The organism is Butyrivibrio sp. NATIVEDY162, assembly GCF_045999815.1.
In the GTDB taxonomy this organism is placed as follows: domain Bacteria; phylum Bacillota; class Clostridia; order Lachnospirales; family Lachnospiraceae; genus Butyrivibrio.
The window spans coordinates 2,783,720-2,807,412 of sequence record NZ_CP172573.1 but is presented as its reverse complement, the minus strand read 5'-3'; the positions used below and the strand labels follow the sequence as shown (position 1 = coordinate 2,807,412).

Here is a 23,693-nt window from a genome sequence, read left to right as displayed (position 1 = left end):
TTCTATCATAAATTGGCTTTACATTATACAAAGCCATATTTCCCCCGGAATTATTTATTATTTTCCTTAAATGCTATAGGTATAAGCGAAAGCATAAATGCAACTGCCATAGGATTGCTGAACTGGAATACCCATTCAGATATCGCAGCTACGCCAAAACCTGCCGTCATTGCAAACGGAAGTATTGCTCCCGGCACATCATCTCTATGCTTAATATAGTATACCGCTCCATTAAAGAACGCGAACGCCATGACAATAAGGAAAACAATTCCGCTAAGGATTCCGTTGTCGTACATAACCTGTAAATATGTGTTATGGGCATGTACCGCTATTTCTCCTGAAGGCAGAACAGCACCCATCTCATCATGTCCAAACAGATTCATCTGCTCAAGGTATGACTTAAATATCGTTATTCTTCCATTGGAGAACTCTTCTATACCATCTCCGGGTGTCTGATTATCCTGCTCCTGTGCATCTTCTTCCTGATTTTCCTCATTTGACGCAGCTCCGTCATCAGAAGCTGCATTAGCTTCCTCTATAGCTTTGGCAGCAGCTTCTTCAGCTTTCATTCTCTCAAAAAGTTCATTGCCACCTGTTTCCATCAGATATTCCCTTATCTCAGGAGATGTCTGTTTAGATGCCACTATTTCAGGAAGAGAATAAACCATGGCTCTTGACTGTTCTTCCGTCAGAGGAACACCATTTGCTCCAACCATGGAGTATCCCTCACTGTTGAAATTCTTGTCATCCTCGGGATAATTGTAGTCCATTAAGTCTACATTCAAAATCTTCTCAGCAAAAAGATCGGCAAATCGCTCGATATTCATATACAGGTGATTGTCAGGCTGTCCTCCGCCGTACAGCCCGTAGTTTCCGGTCTCAATCAAAAACTTTTTAGGATGTGCCACTATTGCAGGAAGCATTCTCTGAAGTGCAAATGCAGACGGAAAGCACAAAACAGCCGCAAATACCATTGTTCCGACCTGGATTCCAAAATACTTTAGCCTGCCTTTTTCGCAGTCACCCAAGGTAAGCACCAGCATACAGAATATCATTATCACACATGCAAAATATGATGTTCTTGAAATGGTAAAAATCATATATGCTGACACAAACCCAAAGAGTATGAACTCTTTCCACAGATATTTAAACCGAGCACTAAAAGAAGTGATTCCCCTTGAAACATATATTTTATATAAAAGAAGAACCGCCGCCGCGCACTCCATAACTGTCATATATTCAGCAGTTACTGTAACTGTATGGAAAACAAATGCGTATCTTCCGGTATTAAAAGCAGCAAAGCTTCTGTACATCCAGCAATAAACCATGGATACTACAAAATTCAGAAGTAATCCTCCAACCACCAGCTCAGGATATTTTTTATCTCCGTACAGCTTATAGCAGAGCATAAGGCCCAGAACAAAGGCTGCAAGGGCAGCTCCCCACCATCTGGTATTTCTGAACACCACAATAACAGCAAAAAATATGACAAAGATTATGCCAAATACACTGATTCTGAACCTGCTTTTTTCAGCAATTTTCTTTAAGCCGGATTCTTTAATTCTTGCATATATCTCTGCCGCAATATTTATTATAAAAAATCCTGCAAGCACAGCTATTATAACACCATATGTCATAGCGGCATTATGAAGATCATATTCTTTCTCGGTCTCCGCCATAAGATGAGAATTTCTGTACCATATTCCGGCCACTATGGAGCCAATGGCATATATTCCGTTTACAGACCTAAACACACTCTCCATCGGAAAAGCCAGGCACAGGAATAATAAAAGACATATCATCTCTTTGCGCTCAGCAATAGTCTGATATATCGTAAACAGCGCATTCATATATTCACAGCAAAACCAGATTGCAGCTGCGATAGTTCCCATCTGTATGAGGCTCTTAAAATTATGCCAGAGTTTCTCATCAAGAGTGGCATCACTCTCGTGATTGATCGCATAGAAAATCAGGACATAGGTTATTATCACGCCTATCTCCAGAAATATATTTTCTATTGGTCTGCTGTCAAAGTATTTCACAGGATAAATAAGCAGCATGAGAGCCACCATCGAAACTGCTGCTATAGGATTGCAAACCACCCTGATAACATGATGAATCGTAACAAGCTCATCCTTCTTATCCTTAAATATCAGCCTCTCAAGTGCAATAAGAATTGCAGCCAGGGCTAATATAGCGGCTATTATAAGAAGTGATGTTTTCTTTGTAACAGGCTGCCTGTAATCATACTTAGCGGCAAGCTGAAGCCCCTCCGCCGTAGTATCGTGATATGCAAATGACACGAAATAAGGTGATGTGTCCTCGCCTGCATGCTCATAAGCCACATAAAATGTTGAGAAGGCACCGTTTAAAATCATTGTGTAGGTCTCACCCACATTTAAATCCAGTCCAACTCTTACCTTCACATATCCGGGGAGCTTGGCATCTCTCAGATAGACTGATCTCTGATAGATGACTTCCATATTTTCGTTATAGAAAATCATGCTCATATAATTGCCGAGCTCAATTCCCTCGACATAAATATCCACTGATTCAAGTCTGTCATACTGAGCTATAAACTTCTGAACAACGTCGTGATAGTCATTTACTCTATCCGAGGTTTGAACAATTTCCCCACCGCCATTTTCAGTGATTGTTCTCTGCCAGATTCTAAAAGGAAAAACAGACAGTATAAAAAGCGCAGCAACTATAAGTATTACCCATCTTATAGCCTCACTTCTGTAAACAACTTTTCTTCTCATAAATCCTCCACTGCATGGGGTTCATGCAGTAAAACAGTATACACCAAAACCGGAATACTATACCACAAATAAATAGTGTATCTGACCAGATACGTAGGTCCAAGCAGCACGGTAAGCCACACAAGAAGTATCAGTATAAACGGATACATTCCCAAATCTTTTCTTAGCACTCCGGAAGTCATCATAAGATAAATAAAAAGCCAGAAATATGCAGCCGGCGAAAAAAGGAGCGACAGTACCGGTATATTCTGCTGGAATTTCTCTATGGACAGTTTCCTGTAAAAGCGGTCGATAGCAGGAATTAAACTCTTTCTCTCACCGGGTAGCTCAACCTCGTAGCCAAAATATGAGCTGTCGGTATAAGTAAAAGTAAACACCGTATTTCCCTGATACACGTTTATGACTGCTCCGGGATACCAGTAGCCATAGGAAGTCAGAAACCATGCATTTATGTAACTCATGGGATTTTCCAATCCTTTTTTAGCCCATAGCTTCCAAAAAGATTTTTTATCCTTTTCATAAGCCGCATTGTCAAAATACATCTTGAGTATGTCAGATATTCTGGGTGTGTAATGCGACAGCGCCTCTTCACTAAGATAATTGTGAAGCACTTCTATTTCTTCAGAAGTAAAGCTATCCTTGTCATAATAATATACCCTTGCGATCTGTTGTATCGGCACCGTCAGCATTTCCTGATGCTCTCCGCTTTCCGCAGAAAGCACATTCCCGATGATCAGATTAATGCAGAAGTATATTATTGCCGGTGCAATAAGGAAAGTCGCCCTGTGGTATCTGTCCTTTTCATTTAAAACAACTGCAGAAACAATAACGACCAGCGCAAAAACAATATAAGCATAAAAACCGTTATGCCTAAAAAGCATCATCAAAACCGAGCTTATAATTATCTGCCACGCTTTTCTTCTCTTCAGACCTCTGCCATCAATCTCTTCCCACTCCAGCATAAGGATTACTGTCAGGATAAGGAATGCCGAAAACAGTCCGTCTTTGCAGGAACAAAGGGTATACATAACAATCGTAGGAAACACTCCAAAAAACACAGCTGTTACTGCTCTGAATTTTCTACCTGCCCCATGTTTTTTCAGATAGTTAATAAGGTAGGTAAATATCCAGGTCATGGCCATCATCTGCATGAAAATATAGAAAAATATTCCGGCATTATAGCTTCCCGTGAATTTATGAAAAAAGGCAACACTACCTCCCAGTAAAAGCACATGAAGTAACGGATGGTGGTTATTAAAGCTCCTCGTAAGTACCTCTATTACCTCAGTCTGAGCATCATACACGAAAAAACCGGGATAAACACCAAGCAGAACCACAAAATTCAAAGCCGCAATAAACATCCAGACTTTAATAAATTCGTTCCTTGTATATCCCTTCTCGAGAACCGTCTGTCCTCTGTTCCCCTTTACTGAGATTACATTTGTCCTCTGCTTTCTTTTGTCACTCCTCTTCCCCAGCTTCTTCCAGCTCCACTTCACAGCTGCAGCTATAATTACTGCCAAAACCGCAGACAATACCAGCATCTTCAAATTAGAGACATCAATATGATCGGTAGTTTCAAGCTGATATCCCCACACAATAGAAAGCGACATGCATACGCCAAATAAGACCGGCATCAGCCAGGTCTTATTTTTACTCTTTTGATTCCTCATGTTTAACCTCATCACGGATAACATACTGTGGATTGTTATTCTGAGAAATATAGATTCGTCCTATATATTCCCCCGCCATGCCTACCATGAGCATCAACATTCCTCCCATAAATGTTATCGCTGACATTAGCGCAGAAAAACCAACTGTAGGAAGATCCGGATACATCATCTTTTTAATTACAGTATAGATTCCATATAAAAATCCCACACAGGCAAATACGCCGCCAGCCAATGTGCCTATTCTCAACGGTTTTATACTAAATGCAGTAAATCCGTTTATCCACAGCGCCATAAGTTTGGAAAAGGTGTATCCGCTTGTTCCTATCTCCCTGGCTCTGTGAGTGACATCAACATTTACAATATTCCTGGTAGTTCTGAGCACAAGCCCTATGACATAAGGGTATGAGCTCTTATACTTTATCATCTCGTCGACCACAAATCTTCTGACTGCAAAATAGCTTGAAACATGCAGTTCCTTTGGCTTTCCAAGCATTACATGAGCCATCCACTCATTCATTGCAGATCCGAAATTCCTGAAAAGATTGTGCTTTTTCTGAGCATATCTTGCATATACAACATCTGCACCCATTTCAATCTGATAAAGAAGCTTGCCAACTTCATCTGCAGGCGTCTGTCCATCATCATCAAGGCATACAACTATATCACCCTTTGAAGCATTAAGTCCTGCCATGATAGCAGCATGCTGTCCAAAGTTCTTGGCAAGATTAAAACCTCTTATCTCATCATGTTCCTTTACAAGCTCACATATTTTCCCCCAGGTATTATCAGGCGATGAATCATTCACGAGAATGATCTCATAGCTGTAAAGGACAAGCATGTCCATTGCCCCTTCAATTTCATTTATTACATTTTCAATTGTCTGTTCCGAGCGATAGCACGGAATTACAAAACTCACTAATTTATTTCGCATAAAGTTATTCTACACCATATCACAGTATCTTTTCCATCAATATCATATCTGCCTGTTCCCCATCGGAACATTTGACTGCAGGAAGGTCCTCAGTCTTTACAAAGCCTGCATGCTCATAGCTTTTTCTTGCAGCCTCATTCGAGTTAAACACACGAAGAATCAGCTTTTTAAGTCCAAGCTCCCTGGCAGCATACCGGCACATGAGCTCTGCGGCTTCATTGCCGTAGCCATGGCCTGTGGCATCGTCCTCACCTATAAAAATACCATATTCCGCAGTTTTTTTCAGCTTATCAATATCTCTCAGATATACGCTTCCCACAGGTCTCTTTTTACAATCTGCATCCTGAAGTCTTCCGGTCTCATCACAGTTATTTTCAAGAATAATAAGCTGACACACTTCACCCTTCTCGACCTTATTTCTCATCCATGTATTATGGATATCCTCCGTAAAGGTCTCCCTGTATATAAAATTATTTCTCACTCTCGGATTATTTCTCCATTTAACTACAAGGGGCGTATCCTCATAGGTTATATCCCTTAGCGTAACCTTTTTTCCTACTTCTCTGGTCATATATCCTCTTTTAAGTTATCTCTTTATTTAGCTTCAGATACCTTCCAAATTACAAACTCTCCTGCAATAAGGTCAGTATTCTCAAGCCTTACATCTCTGTCCTTATCCTTATAATAGAGCTTTAGCCACTCCATCTCCGTATCCTTATCAGCTACTATTAAAACATTTTCATCAAGAGCAATATCTTCCATACTCTCTGTATACCCAAGATTTTGAAGCTTTTCCTTCTCAACAGGACTTTTTGAAGCCCAGCCTCCCATCAGCACCTGGTTTGAGAGACTGTTATCCACATCAGTAAGCATCTTCTGAGAATAGGTAAATCCATTATCCTCATATGAAACTGATGTGTATACGTCTAGCAAAAACAGTTTATCCGGATTATCCCTGCAATACCTGTCAAGCTCTTCATAAGCCCTATTATATTCAGCTCTCCCCTTGCATTCTTTCCCAAGAACATGGAGCTGAGCCGGAATATTTACAGCACATATTGCAATAACCGTCACAAGGCAAAAGCCTGCAAAAATATGAAAATGCATTCCGGAGTATTCATCATCAGCATCTCTTTTGCCATGCCTTGCTTTCTCCACAATCTTTTCAAGGCATCCTCCGCTTATGAGCAGCAGCACCACTGTTTCTATCAGGTAAAGAGAATGTGTGATCCTTATTGGATCCCTGCCTCTGACCATGATATACATCCATATAAGAGTTCTTCCTGCAAAAAGGATTATCAGTTTCCACAATGACAGAAATACTCGTCTTTTGAAGTCTCTCTCTTCGCTCCTGTCTGCCATCGTAACCACAAAGGCCACAAAATACATCAGCATAAGAAAAGCATTCCAAGGTGCATCTGTCATTGGATATTCATAGCTCTTGGGAAGTCCAACCTGTCTTAGTCTGTAAAAATATGGAGAAATGCTCCTTTTTACTGCTGCAATAAGGCCTTCTTCCTTACGTATGCTCTTTGCATACTCCGCAATTTGAGCCATCTTAGCGGCATCTATCGAATCGTCCAGTCCAAAGTTGTAATTAACCAGAAGCTCATATTCACTCTTTTTCATTTCTATTGAATCATAGAAATCCTTGTTTTCATCATAGTCAGGAATCTGATAAAAATCGTATATATCCGTTCTGCTATTAAAAAATGAGGTAAATTCCTTCCATTCCGGAGTTGAATAGCCCGCAAGGTTAAGCCCCTCTGATATAAGAAGTCCACCTATAATTAATGCACATGCTAAAGCATCCCTTTTAAACTGCTTTTCATCTACAAATCTATAAAACAAAACCAGAAGCACGAAGGGAAGCATCAAAAGCGTCATCTCAGATCTAGTCCCAAAAGCGAGTATTAAGACCGCAGCGCCTGCCATATCCCTCTTTTCAAAAAACAGAACTGCTGCCGCCGAACACATCATGGCTACCGCAAAAGTATACTGAACAATAAGCAGATGTCCCGGTATAAATGCAGTACAAACAATAATCACAAAAAGATTTGAAAATGCACTTACAAGGACTTCCTTGCCCCTAAACTTTTTTTCACTAAATCTGCCCAAAATGGTATTTCCGATTATGTCAGAAGTAAACTTTACCAAAATATAAAAGCTAATATACTGACAGAGGATCAGATAAATCCCGTAGCAGTCTGCCTGTCTGAAAGCTCTGTAAAAAATGCTGATCAGTAAACTGACGGGATAGAGCATCTGAATATTATGTCCTTTTGGACTTCCGGCGAAGACTCCCGACAGAATGTCCTTCATTAGCACATCATCATTAAGATCGTAGTAATAAGTGTACAAAAGTCCCATGATCACCGCATATGCGGTAACCATGAGACCTGTAATTATAGAATTGTGTGATAGGGATTTTCTTTTATTTTCCATGTCAGACAAATTATATTTTTACCCGTTTATACTGCTTTGTAATATTCCTTAACCCTCATAACAACTTCATCAAGATCCTCATCAGTAAGACTGTAATACATAGGAAGTCTTAATAGTCTCAGACTCTCCTTTGTGGTGTACTTGTCCTCACCATGGAATCTGCTGTACTTAAGACCCGCAGTTGAAGTGTGAAGCGGAACATAATGTGAAGCAGGCAGAATATCATTTGACTTGAGGTACTTGATAAGGTCTTCTCTTTCCTCAAAGTCTTTGCACTTAATGTAGAACATGTGAGCATTATGCTTACATTCTGCAGGAACATACGGAAGCTCTATAAGTCCTGCTTCCTCCATATCCCTGAATGCGTCCATATATCGGTTGTAGTGAGACATTCTGGCGTCATTTATCTCGTCTGCCATCTGAAGCTGTGCATAGAGATAAGCTGCATTCATATCACTTGGCAGATATGATGAACCCGGCTGAAGCCATGTATATTTATCCACCTTTCCAAGCTGATAGAGAGTTCTGTTCGTTCCCTTCTCTCTGATTATTATAGCATCGTTCACATACGTCTCATCTCTTAACAGAAGAGCACCGCCTTCTCCCATACTGTAATTCTTAGTCTCATGGAAGCTGTAATTACCAAAATCACCGATTGCCCCAAGTGCCTTTCCTTTATAAGTACTCATGACACCCTGTGCAGCATCCTCAATAACAAAAAGGTTATGGCGTTTTGCTATATCAAGTATAGTGTCCATCTCACAGCCTACACCTGCATAATGCATAGGCACTATAGCCCTTGTCTTTGGTGTAATAGCAGCTTCAATGAGATTTTCATCGATGTTCATGGTATCAGGTCTGATATCAACGAAAACTACCTTTGCACCGCGAAGCACAAACGCGTTAGCAGTGGACACAAAGGTATACGAAGGCATTATTACCTCATCGCCCTCTTTAATGCCTGCAAGTATTGCAGACATCTCAGTTGCATGCGTACATGAGGTTGTAAGCAGACACTTGCTGACACCGGTCTTCTTCTCAAACCATTCATTATCCTTCTTGGTGTACTCACCGTCACCACAGATTTTCTGATTCTCGACGCAGTTCTTAATATAGTCCATCTCTTTCCCCGTATACGGAGGAACATTGAAGTTAATGCGCATAAATCAATCCTCTTTTTTTCTGAATACAATAAGCTTACTGATAATGTAGTTAAGAACAATTACGACAAAAGTTGCCGCAAGCTTAACAGGCATCTTTGGAAATCCCATCAATGTTATGAAAATATAAATCAGCACATCCTCAACCACCAATGTGAATAATCTTCCAAGTGTAAAGGATCCTGCCTGTTTAAAGAAATCCTTTTTGGTATCAACTTTGCCATCAAACACCCAGGTTCTGTTTGTAAAAAACTGAAATGCTACGCAAATAACCCAGTCGATGGTATTATTTACCACCTCATTGATATGCATCACGCTATCCATGAACCAAAAAAGGAAAATGCTCAAAAAGAATGTAAGGCCGCCAAAAAACAGATACATAAGGCCTTCCTTATACTTTTTGTAAAACGGTTCAAAAATTCTAAGAACCGGCAGTGACATTATTCTGTCAAAAATATCCTGACTCTGTATATCTTTTGTTTCCATAATAACTCTTTCTTTACCTTTTATTCTGCTGTGTATACTTCAAACCTTCCGTTCTCAAAGACTTTATTATACTTCTGCTTGTCCATAAAGTCCAATAAAAGGTCATACTTATCCTCTGCAAGCACCTCACCCTCAAAATCCGGGTTGATGATTATTACAGGAAACTCCTCTCTGCTGCCATCCTTAAGTCCTGCAAGTGCATCGGCAAATTTCTCTGTAGTATTGGAATCAAGATCAGGCCATGTGGAAAAAATAGCCGGCTCCATATCAAGTAAATATGATAATCCCGGTGCCTTTCCAAACTGAAGAAGCCTATTATCCTCAAGACCATTATCAACCACCGCTTCCCGCAGCTTGGCCAGGCTCTCGGCATTATAGTCTGTAGTATACATTCCCGCAGCCTTTGGAAGGTCTCTTGTTCCAACAAGAACAGACCTGCTGCTTCCGTCGGTTCCATCCACAAAGCTGTACTTTAAATGAAACAGGCCGCCCTGAACAAATACCAGCACCAATATAGCCATATATACTGCCTTCCAGCCAAAATTCAGCTCGCTTGGTCCTGCTGCCTGACGCATTCTTCTAAACATCCACATAATAAAAGGTGCCACAATAAACATATTGTTTATAAGCGGATATGTGTAATTATTGCTTCCCAGAGGAGAAATAATAATTATCAGAAGACACGCAAGACACAGGCTTCTCTCCGATGCCTGCCCATGGATTTTTTTAGTAACTCCTATTATAAAAAAGATCACTCCAAAAATCAGAAACATCATCGCGGGTTCAAACATGGAGTCATAATAATGATAACTCCTTGTAAACACCCCGTCCGAATAATAGTAATAAAGTAGCACAATGATTCCCATTGAATAAAGCATTCTCTTTATCCAATAGTATTTTCCCGGCCTTAAGAGCATCATGATAACTCCGACTATCATGCACGGAATCATTATAAACATGCGCTTTAAACTTGTATACCATGCAGTCAGAGTAGAAGAAATCATGCCCATCGCTGAATAATCAGAAGCTCCTTTTGACATATCAGACAGTGATGAGATCATATCGGGATAAGCCATGATACCGTATTTAGCGCATATCGCTATGAGCGGAATCATAAAGCCTATTGCAAAGCCCGCGATGCAAAGGCCTGTTTTTCTTAATATTTCCCCGGCATCACACTTATGGATCATCTCGTAATACCACAGTATAAGTATCATTGATACTTCCACAATATTGGGAAACCTTACCATCACAGACAGGCCGAAAAAGAATCCTGCCAGAATGAATTTCCATCTGGTCACATCATAGTCTGTCATGGCGTGCATGAGAAGAAGCGTCCCTGTGGTAAAACAAAAATATGTCAGATAATTATACAGAATAACTCTCGGACACCAACAAAGACTTATGGCAATTATTTCGCCGATAAAAGTCATCCACCCGGGCATCCATCTCTGAAGAAGATAATATGAAACCAGTGCCGTTGCACTTATCACAAAAGAGCAATAGATATTCATGCCAAGCATCGTATCACCACCCGGAAGGGCCATAAAAAGCTTTCCAAGAACATTAGGAATAAATGTGGCGATCATCCACATAGGATCGAGATAGCCGCCATACTGATAATTCCCAAGACTGTAGGTAGTATCTGTAATATCAACTCCCTGATTTACACCTATAAGCGGATAAAAAAGCAAAATCACGGGAAACAGCCATTTTTCCAATGGCTCCTGATATTTCTTAAGTCTGAATACTTTATCCCTGATGGACCAAAGTGTTATCATATTTTCTCCCCTTACAACTTTTGATCATTTTTATCACGCATCAGCAATTATCTCTGCTGAGTAACCTTTTGCCCGTTCACCCTGTAAACCATATCACACTTCTCAATGGTCTGAAGTCTGTGTGCAATTATAATAAGAGTCTTTCTGCCATGCAGTCTGTTGATGGAATCCATAATTGCTGCCTCAGTCTCATTATCAAGTGCACTGGTAGCCTCATCCAGCACAAGCACCTCAGGATCTTCAAACAGAGCTCTGGCAATTCCGATTCTCTGTCTCTGACCGCCTGACAGTCTGATACCCCTCTCTCCGATAGTAGTATCAAGTCCGTCAGGAAGCGATCTTACATATTCATCAAGCTGAGCCTCTTTAAGCGCTGCCCATACTTTGTTATCATCTATCTCTTCATCCGGAACACCAAAGGCCACATTTTTCCTGATGGTAGAGTCCAGCATGAAAATAGTCTGCGGAATATATCCGATATTCTTAAGCCACTGCGGATAATGCTCTCGGATCTCTACGCCGTCAGCCAGAATACTTCCGGTCTCTATCTGCAAAAGTCCGAGCATAATATCCACTATCGTCGTCTTTCCTGCCCCTGAGGTTCCAACAATACCTATGGATTTTCCAACCGGGATAGTCATTTCAGCATTCTTAAGTACATATGCCTCGGAATTGGGATAGCGGTATGTGATATCCTTAAGCTCTATCGTCTTGTGAACAGGAAGCTTTTCAACTTCCTTTATATTTTTGTAATCCTCAGCCTTATATGAGATTGAACCGTCATGGATCTCCTGCTGCAGATTATCACTTACATTCATGAAAAACGGCTCAAAATAAGCTATTGATGTGAGGTAGTTGTTGATTCTGTTGGCACTGGGAAGAAGTCTTGTTGCAGTTGCTCCAAGCACCATAACAAGAGGAATCATACTCTTTAAATCCTCACCACTCATCATAACTATCAGCATGTAGCCTATCATTCCACAAACGCATATTGTTTCAATAAGCAGACGTGGAGTTGAATTAAAAAGATTGTATTTCTGCACTGCGTTCACATAGCCAGCTCCGCAATCAGCATAGCCGTTAATAAAAAAGTTTTCCTTATTGGCAATCTTTATTTCCTTAATTCCGGTAACAGACTCCTCAATCCATTTAAAAAGGCCGCTGTAATAATCCTGATTATCCTGTCCTGCCTTAACCATAACAGGCTTAATGATGAACTTGATTATCAGAAGAACACCCACAAGAAGGCTTGCAAGAAACAGTGTCATCTTCGCATTCTGAGTAAGGAGCATTATAACAAGACATGTAAATACGATCATCTCAGAAATCAACTGAAGACAGCTAAGGATCAGTCCATACATATTGTTAACATCAGAAGTGATATTTCTCTGGATAACCGATGTATCTGCATTAAGATAATACTCATAAGGCCTTTGCATGAAGTTGATCATCATACGCCTTGAAGTTGCAAACTGATTAGTGTAAACAAATCGGAGCTTAACAACTTCTATAAAAAACAGCACAATGTTCTTTACTATAAAGACCAGAATGATCGCCACCATTATTATGGCTGCGAACTGCCCGATGCTCTTGCATCCAAGCAGATTATATATTGCCAGTAGCTGCTTGTTTTTTGATACTGCTTCAGGATCAACTACAGTGATCATGGCCGGCATTATCATCGCAATACCGAAAACCTCAAGAAGGCCTCCGAGAAGCATCATAAGTACTATAAGTACCATCTGTCTTTTCTGGCGCGCATCCAAAAGCACCATCATTTTCTGATAAATTTTTCTCATTTTTCTCCTAAATAAAGCTCCTGCTCCAAATACGCATGCAGGTGTATATATCTCAGTTATCTATTATCTGCTCGTTAAGTCTGTGTATCTCAGGAGCTTCATAATTATCCATGAAGTCATCTCCCAGGAATATTTTTTCATCCACAAATTTGATGGAATCCACAACTGTATAAACAGATACTAGTTTATCAAATTTAAGTCCGTCAATAAAGTTAAGCATCTCCATGGGAAAAGTGCCTGCAAGCAGGATCACGTCCGGAAAAAGTGTCTTGTAGTCCAGATAGTCGCGAGGATGCTGCTTTATCATGACAATAGCATCCTTCCCGTCTACTTTACCGTACTCCGTGACAAGATCCCTAAACAGTCTCTCTCTGGTCTTAAGATCACACAGAGGCTCAGACAAGATCAAAACCCTTGGTCTGTCCTTCCCCTCATCAAGCTGAGTTTTCAGCTCATCCATATTTTCAACAAAAAGCTTAAGCATGAGATCCTTGTCGGACTGTGTAAGTTCTTCCACTAAAGGCTCACGAGGAACCTCAATGTATTTTGGGCAGGGATACTCCAGAATAGACATGTCATTTACTTCCATATCTATACAGTATCTGCCCCATCCGTTCTGTATAAAAATAAGCCCGGTGGATGCCATCCACGCCTTAAACCTGAAATGTCCGTTATTGTCATAGCGGGCCTGATCACCATATCTTATGCAGTTTAGACCGTCCTCAAGAGCATGATATCTTATCTTTTTATAGTTAAGATAGTATCCGATAGGATCTGAATCGCAAAATACATAGATATCCTTATACTTTGTAAAATCCACCGGCACATACTTCTCCTGAAGCTGCGCAAATCTCTTGCAGAACTTTATTCTGTTGATCATGTTCTTAGGAAGGCTTCCTGTATTTGTGCGAAGAGGTGCAAGCTCCGGAAAAAATGTATCTACCTTTTCATCGTACTCGATCACTTCCTCAAAAAGGCCGCACTCCCTTGCTCTTTCCACCATGCTGCCAAATTTATTACTCATCTTTGAAAGTACAAGTGTCGCCCGTCCTGCCGACTCACTACCTACTCCGGCTTTTTGTATGCCAAAATTTCCACTGTTTTGGGCATACTGATGCAATATATGAAATTCCTTAAGGCATGTCACATATACATGATAAAAAGTGTGACATACGTATATTCTTTCGTGCAAATATATCCTCCAAATCTCTCACGGTTAATCTATGCCTTTTTCCTGAGATTCCTGTAAAACCATAATAGCCTGTAATAAGCATAAAACAACAGATGTGACTTCATCTGCATTCCAATAAGTTTCTTCTCCTCCGGGTGAATTCTCTCCCTGTAATAAGGGTTATTTTGGAAATTCGGAAAAGCCTCCTTCATTTCACGCCCAAGCTGCCTTGTAAAATTGTAGCAGCCACTTATATGCTGTTCCTTGGGCATTGCGGAAAACAGAGTATTCACATAAAAAAGGACCGTATACATAAATTCTATCTCAGGCTTGTAAGTCTTAAGATATCCGTTTTCCTTTGCCTCGGCAAGAATCTGCCTTCCGGCAACCATTCTGTCCTCAAGATTCTTTTTCGAAATGGTATGAACTGTTGAGGCATCATGCTGATAGTAAAAATATAGCGGTTTCTCTATATATTCAAAGTGCTTTACTCTGAGCATCCACGTATTACTGACAGCATTGTCCTCATAAAATATGTCCTCGGGAAAAATGTCCGTCCTGCCACTTCCTTCTTTGTCCCCAAACACAATATTTCTCTTATATATTTTTACCACAAGGCTTCCGGTATCAAGCAGAAGCTTTCTGTATTTTTCCTCATTCATAACTCCGGTCTGCTCAGGTGTGTTATTATGCACCACCTGCCCCGGCTCAAAGGTATAATGGTCAACCAGGCTGTAATCGCAGCCTACCATGTCTGCTCCGGTCTCATCTGCTCTTTTAAGCAATATCTCATAATAATCAGAAACAACCCAGTCATCAGCATCAATGAAGCCTATCCATTCTCCCTTTGCTCTTGAGAGACCGATATTCTTGGCTCCGCCCTGATGGTGATTGACCGGGCTGTGAATAGCTATGAATCTTCCCGGATATCTTTTTTCATAGTCCTGCATTATCTCAAAAGAGTTATCCGTTGAACAATCATCTACGGCTATTATCTCTATTTCCCCATCCGGAAGGGTCTGCCCCACCAGTGAGTCGAGACAATGCTTTAATTTATCATCTCCTGCCATATTGTAGACAGGAACTATCACACTTAAACGCATATATTAAAATCCTACAGTTTTCCAAGCTCCTCGCTCACGATTGCCGCAACATTCTCCATATCGAATCGGCTATATCTCTGGTCAATCCAGAACGCAAGCATATTTTCCGAATAGTTCTTCGAATTATCACATATCTCTGCTGCCTCATCTGATACAGGCCACAGAACCGGAGCATAAACACCTCTCTTGGCAAGCATCTTCTCGAAACTGTCACGGGTTATGTTTTTTCCCTCTTCGGTAATAGCGCTTCTGCGCATAAAATCAATATCAAGCATTATGGGAAGCATGAAAGGCGTGCTCCTATATCCATCTCCCGAATCTTCAATCTCCGGAAGCATTCTGTATGCCTTATCGCAAAGAGGTGCATTTTTCAATAATCTGTACAGATTTCTGTAATTTGCACTTCTCCTGCTCCTGATATTTTCAATATTGAGATCACTTAGGTACTCAGAACTTACATCAGACATATGATACGGATCAAGGCCGTCACTAAGTGAATCCTCAGCATCAGATAAAAGCTTTCTGAAATGATCCTTCAGCTCCTGATCGCCATTGTCCAGATATTCTGACTTCTCAATAAGTGCCTGTGTTCTAAGAGCCGTAAAATCCGTCTCTCCCGTCAATGCTCCCATAACGAACTCAGTCTTACTTATGGCAACTGCTCCATCGGGAACGCCAAGCCATTTTCTTATACTGCCAACATGATAATCCGCAAAAGAATCCTTCATAAGATAACTTTCGGGCTCCAAAAGTACATGAGTAATGTCCTCAATAATAATTGCCTTTGAACAAGATTCCTTTATTCTGCGGACTACATCCGATATATCACTCATCCCAAAGAAATTCATCAGCAAAATCACAGGCGTTGTTTCTTCATCTCCGGATGCGATGTTACTGAGCATTTCAATAAGCTCGCCCTCATTTACAGACAGATCCTCCTGCAGTTTGTAATAATCCACGTTAAGACCTCTTACTTCAAAGGGCTTAACCATCGAATCACATGACAGCGCAGGCATCAGCACGCGAATTGGATCATTGACCTTCGCAATGATATCATCAGCTACAAATCCTATGGCATCTCTTCCACACCTTAAGAACTCAGAATATCTGTTGCTTCTTTGAGCCTCACCGGACAGTAATGCCACAAGGTCCTCTCTCATGGACTTCTTCTCCAGATTAAATTCGCTTCCAATCTCGTACATAATTCTGCAAACCTCACTAAATTATAAGCATTTCAGGAATTGATTGTATATCTTTTTAAAGGCATATGCAATGTTAGCCGATAAGCTCGGTATTAGTACTTGCCATGGTAGTAGGTTCTCCTGACACGTCCCTTTTTATATTCCCACACATATCCGATACCGGTGGTTCCGATTCTTCCTCCGGATTTTCTTATACCCTGCACAAAAACATAGTAGGTGCCGTTATTTTTATAGGATTTTCCCTTGAATTTCTTTACTGTGGCTGCGTTTTTGCTCTTTCCAAGAGAGGCTACCTTTACATAATCCTTATCGCGCTTTTTTGATACATATATTCTGTACCCGGCATTCGCATATTTTACCTTATCCCATTTCAATATCAGCTTTCCGCCCGATATCTTCAGATCAAAATCATTCCCATAATTATATGACTTAATCATTGGTTGTGCAAAAAGGTATATGCGATCCGACCAGGCCCCTTCATATGTTTTACCATTGATCATAGCTATAGCTCTGACCTTAAAGGAATAGCATTTTGAGTTTTCTATTGATCTGTCAAAAGAATTGGTATAAAGATCTCCTGACTTGATCTTCTTTCCCGTTTTATTCATCAAAACATATTCGTAGTGACCTGCTGTCTGTGCCTCCCATGTGACATAGACCGTTTTCTGATGAATATACCATCTTGCCTGAGTAAGCCCCCTTATCTTATCCGGAATAGTCTTTACAAGTGCTGTTGAGGCATTTTCTTCTTTTTCGCCCTCTTCATCAGTATATTTGTACCTCAGAGTAACATAATAGTTCATTCCGGGTTTTAAGCCTGTGAAAGTATAATTAATTGTATCCGGTCCAAATACAAGGGTGTGAGCTGTGGCATCCTTATCTGCTTCGTCCTTACTCTCTCCGATTCCAAGGTAATACTCAGTTGCTCCGGTTACCTTTGACCAGTTAACCGTAGCGCTGTCTGCTGCCAGCTTCGTCTGGATTATCACAGACGAAGCTGCATATGACTTACCAAGCGGCATCAGCACCAGCATCAAAAAGATTAATAACACAGCGTATATGTTTTTTTTAGACTGCTTAGTATTTCGCATCTTTTCTCCCTCTAAACTCAATGCTTTTTGTGTCTTCTTTCCTTAATTATTTCCTTCAGGCTACGAATTTTCCGCTCATGCTTCTTTATAGACCTGTGAATAATGTAGCTGATCAAAAGTATAATAACGACTATTGATGCGATATATATGATTCTTCGGATCAATGGATTGGTCTCCACAACCGCATATACTGCCTCTTTGTTTTGAAGCTCAATCTCCAGATAAGATCCAACTGCTTTTGATGGTATCTCTTCCCATTTTTCGTCCTTATAAATCTTTACTATTGCATTTTTATAAGGATTGTAAAGTCTGATCTTTCGATCAACATTTTGAGAATAGGAGCCTTCATCAACATTTATCTTATAGACTACTGCTTTTCTCTCTAAGGTAGGTGTTTCTATCTTATAGACAGGCTCATCAACTATATCCGCGGATATATATGCATCATCTCCATAGCTTCCACCCAGGATTGCCAGATGCTTTCCCGTGTCCTCATAGACACTTTCACTCTCTACAGCCTTATTGGTAGCCACATATTCTCCTATAAGAATATAGCTGCCCTCCATTACCATACCCTTAACATCAGGCCATTTAATATAATATCCCTCTCTGAGTGTTCCTTCAGGAAAATAAAGGTTTTCCAGGCTGTCTCCATAGCGAAGCTCCTGCTCGCCAAGCTTTTCGCCCTCGACCTCAAATACCACCTTGAGGTGCCTGAAGTCATTCGGAATACCTGTCCTTGAAAGAATTCTGCTATAGCTGACAGGCTCGGCTTTCTTACTAAAACTTATGTCATCTATTCCTCCAACCTTACTCTTTACGAAAAGATTGTCAGCTATGTTGTCCATCCTGGTTCTTTTTGTCTCGTTATCCGTTTTTACAATTCCGGCAATTGAACCATATCTCTCGGAAGGTTCATTATCCCATGTAACCATTGCATTACAGCCTGTAATGGTTGTTCCATATCCTGCAATTCCGCCAACATATTTATTTCCACTAAGAAGACAGATTGAATCACAATCCCTTATTATTGATAATGATTGTCCCGCAATGCCTCCTGTGTAGCTTCCTTCTGTACTTTTTGCAAGTCCATAACCTTCGCTGGCGGTTACTATTCCCTGTGACATATAGCCAACTATGAGTCCGGCTCCGTCCTTTTTGGATTCAACCGTAGATTCGTTTTTACATTCGCAAATAATATTTTTTAATGTATATTTGCTTCCCCTTCCCACATTGAGATTACCTGCTGCATTCTCTTCAGGGTCCTCATCGTCTATGGCCATGGCACCGGCTATTCCGCCTATGTTGATATCTCCCTTTATCGTTCCTGTATTCTTGGAACTGTCAACTCTTCCGGTTTTGGCATTCATGATGTCTTCATCAGATACATCGGTAAATACTGATGTGTCATCATTGTATATTATGTCCAGCCTATCTGAAAGGATATGATATATGACATTTACCTGATCATTTACTGCTGCAAGGTTGGAATTAAGCGTATGTGACGTACTTTTTCCATCCTGATTTATGTTCTCTATTGATCCTGAAATTCCCTTCAGATTATCATGCAAAGAATCAAGGCTTGCATCCCAGTCACTGCCAAGACCTGTAAGCCTCAGCTTTTCCTGTGAATTCAGGTAATCGATTATACTTCTTGTACCTCTTGCAGCCTCCTTTAGCTCTCCTTCGGCATCCTGAAGTGCAGCTATGGCATTTTCCGTTTCTCCAATTGTCTCATCCTCAGCTGCCTGAGCATAAGGCTTATATGTCTCCAGGATATTTGAGACATCACCAAACATGTTATAAACATTCCCGCCGCTTTCGGCAGCTATCTGCTGAAGCTCTGCAAGATAAGAATTAAGCTGGCTCTGCTCATCCGGAGTGAGTACCCTTAGGATTCTATTGCCATTTTCATCAAATTTGTAATCTCCGTTTTCATCCTTTTCATACATCAGATCGTTTATGGCATTTGTAATATCCTGTATTCTCTGTGACTTCTCATTAGCATCTGCAATCTTGTCATATATCTGATTTTCACTTTTTTCTATCTCATCCCTGTCTTCATTAGAGAGATCATTATCCATATTTATCGCTTCTACAGCTCTTGCAAGGGCATTATTGAAATAGTACATCTTATCAGATGCATTCTCCATGTGGTCAATAACCCCGGGCATATTCTGCATTACGTATTCAAAACGCTCAAGTGCTATGTTGGCGACCCTTATATTGGCATTTATGGAAGTTGTCAGTTCACCGGTAAGCGCTCTTCCATCATCCACAACTCCGTTCGCATATCCGGTAAGATCTGTTACATCCGAAGAAATGCTGTCCACACCGCCGTCCATGTCAGTAAGAGTCTTATCAACAAGGTCATGCAACTTATCTGCTGCTTCAGGAAGTGTCTGGAGATCCTCAGGCTCAAGATAAGGCTCCATCTGTCCAACGACACCGCCTATGTCCTTACGTCCATTGACAGCCCCTGCGTTGGTGCAATAAGACACGATGCCCATCTGTCTTCCGACAATTCCTCCAATATTATATCCGACATGCTCATAACCAATATTTCCCTTATTGGTACATCTTACTATGCCGCCCTTGGAATAGCCGGCTATCCCGCCGGTGTCTGTTCCGGAGCGGATAGTCTTATCATCACCTTCCACATTGGATGTTATGGATTCAATGATGTTCTCATCCTTTTCATCCTCTTTAACCACCCATGCCTCGTTATCATTTATGTTGCCCTTATTGGTAGAACCGGATATCACTCCATAATTTTTACCGACCAGGCCACCTGTAAAATAGTATCCGGACACGTGGGCATTATTTGTACAGCCGTTAACAAGCCCGGTATTCTCATTGATGGCAACTATTGCTCCAACTGTGTTATTTCCCTCGATGACTCCGGAAAACGCACAGTTCTTTATGACACCAAGGTTCATTCCACAGATTCCGCCGGTATAGTTGAGTTCATCACTCATGTGTATCTCACCGGTTAGATTCAGGTCCTGAACCATACCGTTTGTTCCTATAAATCGAAACAGACCGGTAATATAGCTGTCTTCACCATTTCCATATCCCTTTATTTGGTGGTTATTTCCCTCAAAAATACCATCGAAGTAGGGAATCGTATCAAAGTTTGTGTCTGAAAGATTAAGATCGCAATTAAGCTTTACGATCTTATTTGTTGACCATGAGTCTTCCTTGCACCTTTTGGAAAGCTCGATGAAATCGTCAAGTGAATTAATTTCCATGTTTTCATAGGCAATCTCAACAACCTTCTCTTCTTCTGCTTCGGAGGCATCCCCGGAAGTAACCTCCTTAGGATCCTTGTCTGACTCATCTGTTGAAGTAAGCCTTTCACTGCTGGTCTCTTCGTTCTTTTCCGTAAGCTCTGTTATTGCGTCACTCTTAAGTTTATTTTCAACACTCTGTATGATTTCATTCTCCAGCTCATTTACTGCAAGAGCATTGATTCCAAATCCTGAAATCGTAAGAGAGGCTGCTACTGCAGCCACAGATATTTTTCTAAGAATGAGTTTAAGCGTCTTCATTTTCATGACTCCACCTCCTCCTTCTTTTTGTCAAATCCCAAGAGCTCATCCAACTGTTCAGAGGTAATTCTGGTAGCATCAAGTCTTTCAACATTACCACTTTGGATAAATGCTCTGATATCACCTCTTACCACAGCGTGCACCTCACCGATAATAGTGCCGTTTATCTGTCCCTGAACAGTGCCGTCTATTCTCATAAGTCCCATATCACGCTCTTTAACCAGCGGAACCGAAACCTCAAATGACGTCTTATCTATTATCGTTGCGCCTATCAGAAGGATCTGCGGTAGTACAAACATAACCAGGAAAATAGAAATTATTGTTCCTCTGCCAAGGCACTGGCCGATACCGCAAATAGCACCATCTGATGTGAGCATACCAATTGATATTCCGGCAAGAGCAAGCATGGACCCCGATGTGATTATGGTAGGAAACGCAAAGTTCATGGTCTCTATAATTGCGTCCCTGTGTGACATTTTATCCTTAAGCTCCATAAATCTTCCGGAAATAACAATAGCGTAGTCAATGTTAGCACCCATCTGAATTGAGCTTACTATCAGATAGGTCATGAAAAAGATGTTGTCTTTTTCTATTGTCGGAAAAGCAAAGTTTATCCAGATAGCACCCTCAATTACCAATATCAGAAGCACAGGCATACCTGCTGATTTAAATGTAAACAGCAGTACAACAAGAACCGCCAGAATAGAAATGATAGTTACTACCGTATTATCTCTTGAAAAAGTCTTCTGAAGGTCATATTGGCTGGTTGCTTCGCCTATAACAAGAATCTGTCCTTCATAATACTCATTAGCCATTGTGTGCATCTTATCAAGGAAATTAAAGGTCTCCTCTCCCTCTTCAGGAAGATTTAAGTATACAAGTATTCTGCTAAAGTGCTCTCCCTGTAACTGCTTCTTGGCTATATCCATCTGCTCATAAGCATCATCCAGTGTCTCCTTCATGCTGTCATCAAGAGTCACATATCCCTCTTCAACCTCTTCATGCAGGAACATTATCATATCTATAAGAGGTACTCTGTAAGTCGAAAGACCATTTACAAGCTTCGCGTAATTCTCATCATTTACTGCATAGGCCATATACAAAAGCTCAGCTTTTTCATAATCCAGTTCCAGAAGTTCCGAAAACTCTCTTGCCGTCAGCTTATCAGCAAGGCAGTATCCATCCATGGCCTCAATATTGGCAAGTCCCTGTGCAGACTTTACTTCAGGACAGGCGAGATAATTCTGAATAAGTTTTTTCTCCTTTTCATAATTGCCCGCAGGTATGTTTACAGCGACAAAGTTGGAATCTCCAAATGTTTCGCTTATCATCTCATCAGCGATCTGTGTATCATTCTTAATAGGTGTCTCTATCTGGCTGTATCCATAAACAAAAGGGCAGTTATTCTGAATAACAAACGCAACAATTATGGTTCCAAGGAAAACCGGAGGAACTATAAATCTTGTAAAATAATCAATTTTTCCAACAAACGGGATCTTCGGAATAAAGCTCTTATGCTTTGTCTTATCCATCAGTGCACCGAATATCATAAGAAGTCCGGGCATAAGAAGGAATACAGCAATAAGGCTCAGCGCTATGGCTTTAATAAGACATATAGCCATATCCCGGCCTATTCCGAATTGCATGAACATCATGGCGACCAAACCGCCGATTGTAGTAAGTGAACTGGAGGATATCTCCGGAATAGCCTTACTCAGAGCGATTATATCAGCTTCTCTTATGGAAAGGGTTTCATGCTCCTCCTTGTATCTGTTACAGAAAATAACAGCATAGTCAATTGAAAGAGCAAGCTGCAGTACTATTGTTACTGAATCCGATACGAAAGAGATCGTACCCAAAATGAAGTTTGTACCTGCCGACATAACAGCCGCTGCGCCAAAGGTAATCAGCAGAACCGGTATCTCCGCATAGGTCTGTGACGTAAGAACCAGCACAACAAGTACTATTACGACAACAAGGGCACTTACTATCTGCATCTCCTTCTCAATAGTATCAGCAGCAGCATTACCCATTGAAGTACTCACAAAAATATCATAACCGGAGAGCATCTCTTTTATCTCTTCAAGCCCCTGGAGAGATCTCTCATCCGTATCCTCGTACTTGAATGTGATATCAAACAGTGCAGAAAAATTATTGTAGTGATCAGAAGTATCGTCAAATGATATCATAGAAACATCATCGCGCTCACCTATAGTATCTGCAAGTTCCTGCGCATCCTTGTACACTATATTGGACACCATTATCTTTGCAGAGCCATAGGTCGTATACTCTTCTTCCATGAGATCGAGACCGAGACTGGTCTCAAATGATTTTGGAAGATACGCAGGCAGCGAATCCTCCACCTTAACCATGCCTGACGCAATGGCACAGAAAATCAGTGCTATGCCAAACAGCAGGAAAAAAAGGTTTCTTCTGTCAACAATAAAGGTAGCTACCTTTATCATAAAGCTAATCTCTTCTTCCTGAACAGGACCTTTAATTACCTTATCTTGCTCAGCCATATTAAGTTACCCCCCT

Annotated in this window: 15 protein-coding genes; all 15 read right to left on the bottom strand. The window is 40.8% G+C overall.

Annotated elements, in window-relative coordinates:
* Positions 1-50: 50 nt before the first annotated feature.
* The 15 genes from ACHCNF_RS12110 to ACHCNF_RS12040 all read right to left on the bottom strand — a co-directional run bounded on the left by ACHCNF_RS12110 (position 51) and on the right by ACHCNF_RS12040 (position 23,677).
* Entirely contained in the window at positions 51-2,762 is a 2,712-nt protein-coding gene (locus ACHCNF_RS12110; protein WP_408070046.1) for an O-antigen ligase family protein, read from the bottom strand.
* Positions 2,759-4,435: a DUF6020 family protein gene (locus ACHCNF_RS12105; protein WP_408070045.1), complete on the bottom strand. Its 1,677-nt coding sequence runs from the start codon at positions 4,433-4,435 to the stop codon at positions 2,759-2,761. Before ACHCNF_RS12105 ends, ACHCNF_RS12110 begins: the two co-directional genes overlap by 4 nt.
* Complete coding sequence (locus ACHCNF_RS12100) at positions 4,416-5,366, bottom strand: glycosyltransferase family 2 protein (protein ID WP_408070044.1); 951 nt, start codon at positions 5,364-5,366, stop codon at positions 4,416-4,418. Before ACHCNF_RS12100 ends, ACHCNF_RS12105 begins: the two co-directional genes overlap by 20 nt.
* 19 nt (positions 5,367-5,385) lie before the next feature.
* A complete protein-coding gene (locus ACHCNF_RS12095; protein WP_408070043.1) occupies positions 5,386-5,937 on the bottom strand; it encodes a GNAT family N-acetyltransferase in 552 nt (183 codons plus the stop codon).
* Between the two features lie 23 nt (positions 5,938-5,960).
* Positions 5,961-7,811, bottom strand: a complete 1,851-nt coding sequence (locus ACHCNF_RS12090; protein ID WP_408070042.1) for a hypothetical protein — start codon at positions 7,809-7,811, stop codon at positions 5,961-5,963.
* Positions 7,812-7,837: 26 nt separating this feature from the next.
* Positions 7,838-8,974 (bottom strand): dTDP-4-amino-4,6-dideoxygalactose transaminase, encoded by a 1,137-nt coding sequence (rffA, locus tag ACHCNF_RS12085; protein ID WP_408070041.1) that lies wholly within the window; start codon positions 8,972-8,974, stop codon positions 7,838-7,840.
* A 3-nt stretch (positions 8,975-8,977) separates the two neighbouring features.
* Entirely contained in the window at positions 8,978-9,457 is a 480-nt protein-coding gene (locus ACHCNF_RS12080; RefSeq protein ID WP_408070040.1) for a GtrA family protein, read from the bottom strand.
* A 20-nt stretch (positions 9,458-9,477) separates the two neighbouring features.
* On the bottom strand, positions 9,478-11,238 hold the full coding sequence (locus ACHCNF_RS12075; protein ID WP_408070039.1) for a hypothetical protein: 1,761 nt from the start codon (positions 11,236-11,238) through the stop codon (positions 9,478-9,480).
* Between the two features lie 47 nt (positions 11,239-11,285).
* Positions 11,286-13,037, bottom strand: a complete 1,752-nt coding sequence (locus tag ACHCNF_RS12070) for an ABC transporter ATP-binding protein (protein WP_408070038.1) — start codon at positions 13,035-13,037, stop codon at positions 11,286-11,288.
* A 52-nt stretch (positions 13,038-13,089) separates the two neighbouring features.
* Entirely contained in the window at positions 13,090-14,229 is a 1,140-nt protein-coding gene (locus tag ACHCNF_RS12065; protein WP_408070037.1) for a glycosyltransferase family 52, read from the bottom strand.
* 29 nt (positions 14,230-14,258) lie between these two features.
* Entirely contained in the window at positions 14,259-15,311 is a 1,053-nt protein-coding gene (locus ACHCNF_RS12060) for a glycosyltransferase family 2 protein (protein ID WP_408070036.1), read from the bottom strand.
* A gap of 11 nt (positions 15,312-15,322) precedes the next feature.
* A complete protein-coding gene (locus tag ACHCNF_RS12055) occupies positions 15,323-16,513 on the bottom strand; it encodes a hypothetical protein (RefSeq protein ID WP_408070035.1) in 1,191 nt (396 codons plus the stop codon).
* A 92-nt stretch (positions 16,514-16,605) separates the two neighbouring features.
* Entirely contained in the window at positions 16,606-17,604 is a 999-nt protein-coding gene (locus ACHCNF_RS12050; protein ID WP_408070034.1) for a hypothetical protein, read from the bottom strand.
* A 17-nt stretch (positions 17,605-17,621) separates the two neighbouring features.
* Entirely contained in the window at positions 17,622-21,161 is a 3,540-nt protein-coding gene (locus tag ACHCNF_RS12045) for a hypothetical protein (RefSeq protein ID WP_408070033.1), read from the bottom strand.
* Positions 21,158-23,677, bottom strand: coding sequence for an MMPL family transporter (locus tag ACHCNF_RS12040; protein ID WP_408070032.1), 2,520 nt, complete (start codon positions 23,675-23,677; stop codon positions 21,158-21,160). Before ACHCNF_RS12040 ends, ACHCNF_RS12045 begins: the two co-directional genes overlap by 4 nt.
* Positions 23,678-23,693 lie beyond the last annotated feature (16 nt).

Coding starts and splice junctions, on each gene's coding strand:
- ACHCNF_RS12050 (WP_408070034.1), bottom strand. CDS start 17,604: ATGCGAAATACTAAGCAGTCTAAAAAAAACATATACGCTGTGTTATTA.
- ACHCNF_RS12110 (WP_408070046.1), bottom strand. CDS start 2,762: ATGAGAAGAAAAGTTGTTTACAGAAGTGAGGCTATAAGATGGGTAATA.
- ACHCNF_RS12060 (WP_408070036.1), bottom strand. CDS start 15,311: ATGCGTTTAAGTGTGATAGTTCCTGTCTACAATATGGCAGGAGATGAT.
- ACHCNF_RS12075 (WP_408070039.1), bottom strand. CDS start 11,238: ATGATAACACTTTGGTCCATCAGGGATAAAGTATTCAGACTTAAGAAA.
- ACHCNF_RS12070 (WP_408070038.1), bottom strand. CDS start 13,037: ATGAGAAAAATTTATCAGAAAATGATGGTGCTTTTGGATGCGCGCCAG.
- ACHCNF_RS12095 (WP_408070043.1), bottom strand. CDS start 5,937: ATGACCAGAGAAGTAGGAAAAAAGGTTACGCTAAGGGATATAACCTAT.
- ACHCNF_RS12040 (WP_408070032.1), bottom strand. CDS start 23,677: ATGGCTGAGCAAGATAAGGTAATTAAAGGTCCTGTTCAGGAAGAAGAG.
- ACHCNF_RS12045 (WP_408070033.1), bottom strand. CDS start 21,161: ATGAAAATGAAGACGCTTAAACTCATTCTTAGAAAAATATCTGTGGCT.
- rffA (WP_408070041.1), bottom strand. CDS start 8,974: ATGCGCATTAACTTCAATGTTCCTCCGTATACGGGGAAAGAGATGGAC.
- ACHCNF_RS12090 (WP_408070042.1), bottom strand. CDS start 7,811: ATGGAAAATAAAAGAAAATCCCTATCACACAATTCTATAATTACAGGT.
- ACHCNF_RS12105 (WP_408070045.1), bottom strand. CDS start 4,435: ATGAGGAATCAAAAGAGTAAAAATAAGACCTGGCTGATGCCGGTCTTA.
- ACHCNF_RS12100 (WP_408070044.1), bottom strand. CDS start 5,366: ATGCGAAATAAATTAGTGAGTTTTGTAATTCCGTGCTATCGCTCGGAA.
- ACHCNF_RS12055 (WP_408070035.1), bottom strand. CDS start 16,513: ATGTACGAGATTGGAAGCGAATTTAATCTGGAGAAGAAGTCCATGAGA.
- ACHCNF_RS12080 (WP_408070040.1), bottom strand. CDS start 9,457: ATGGAAACAAAAGATATACAGAGTCAGGATATTTTTGACAGAATAATG.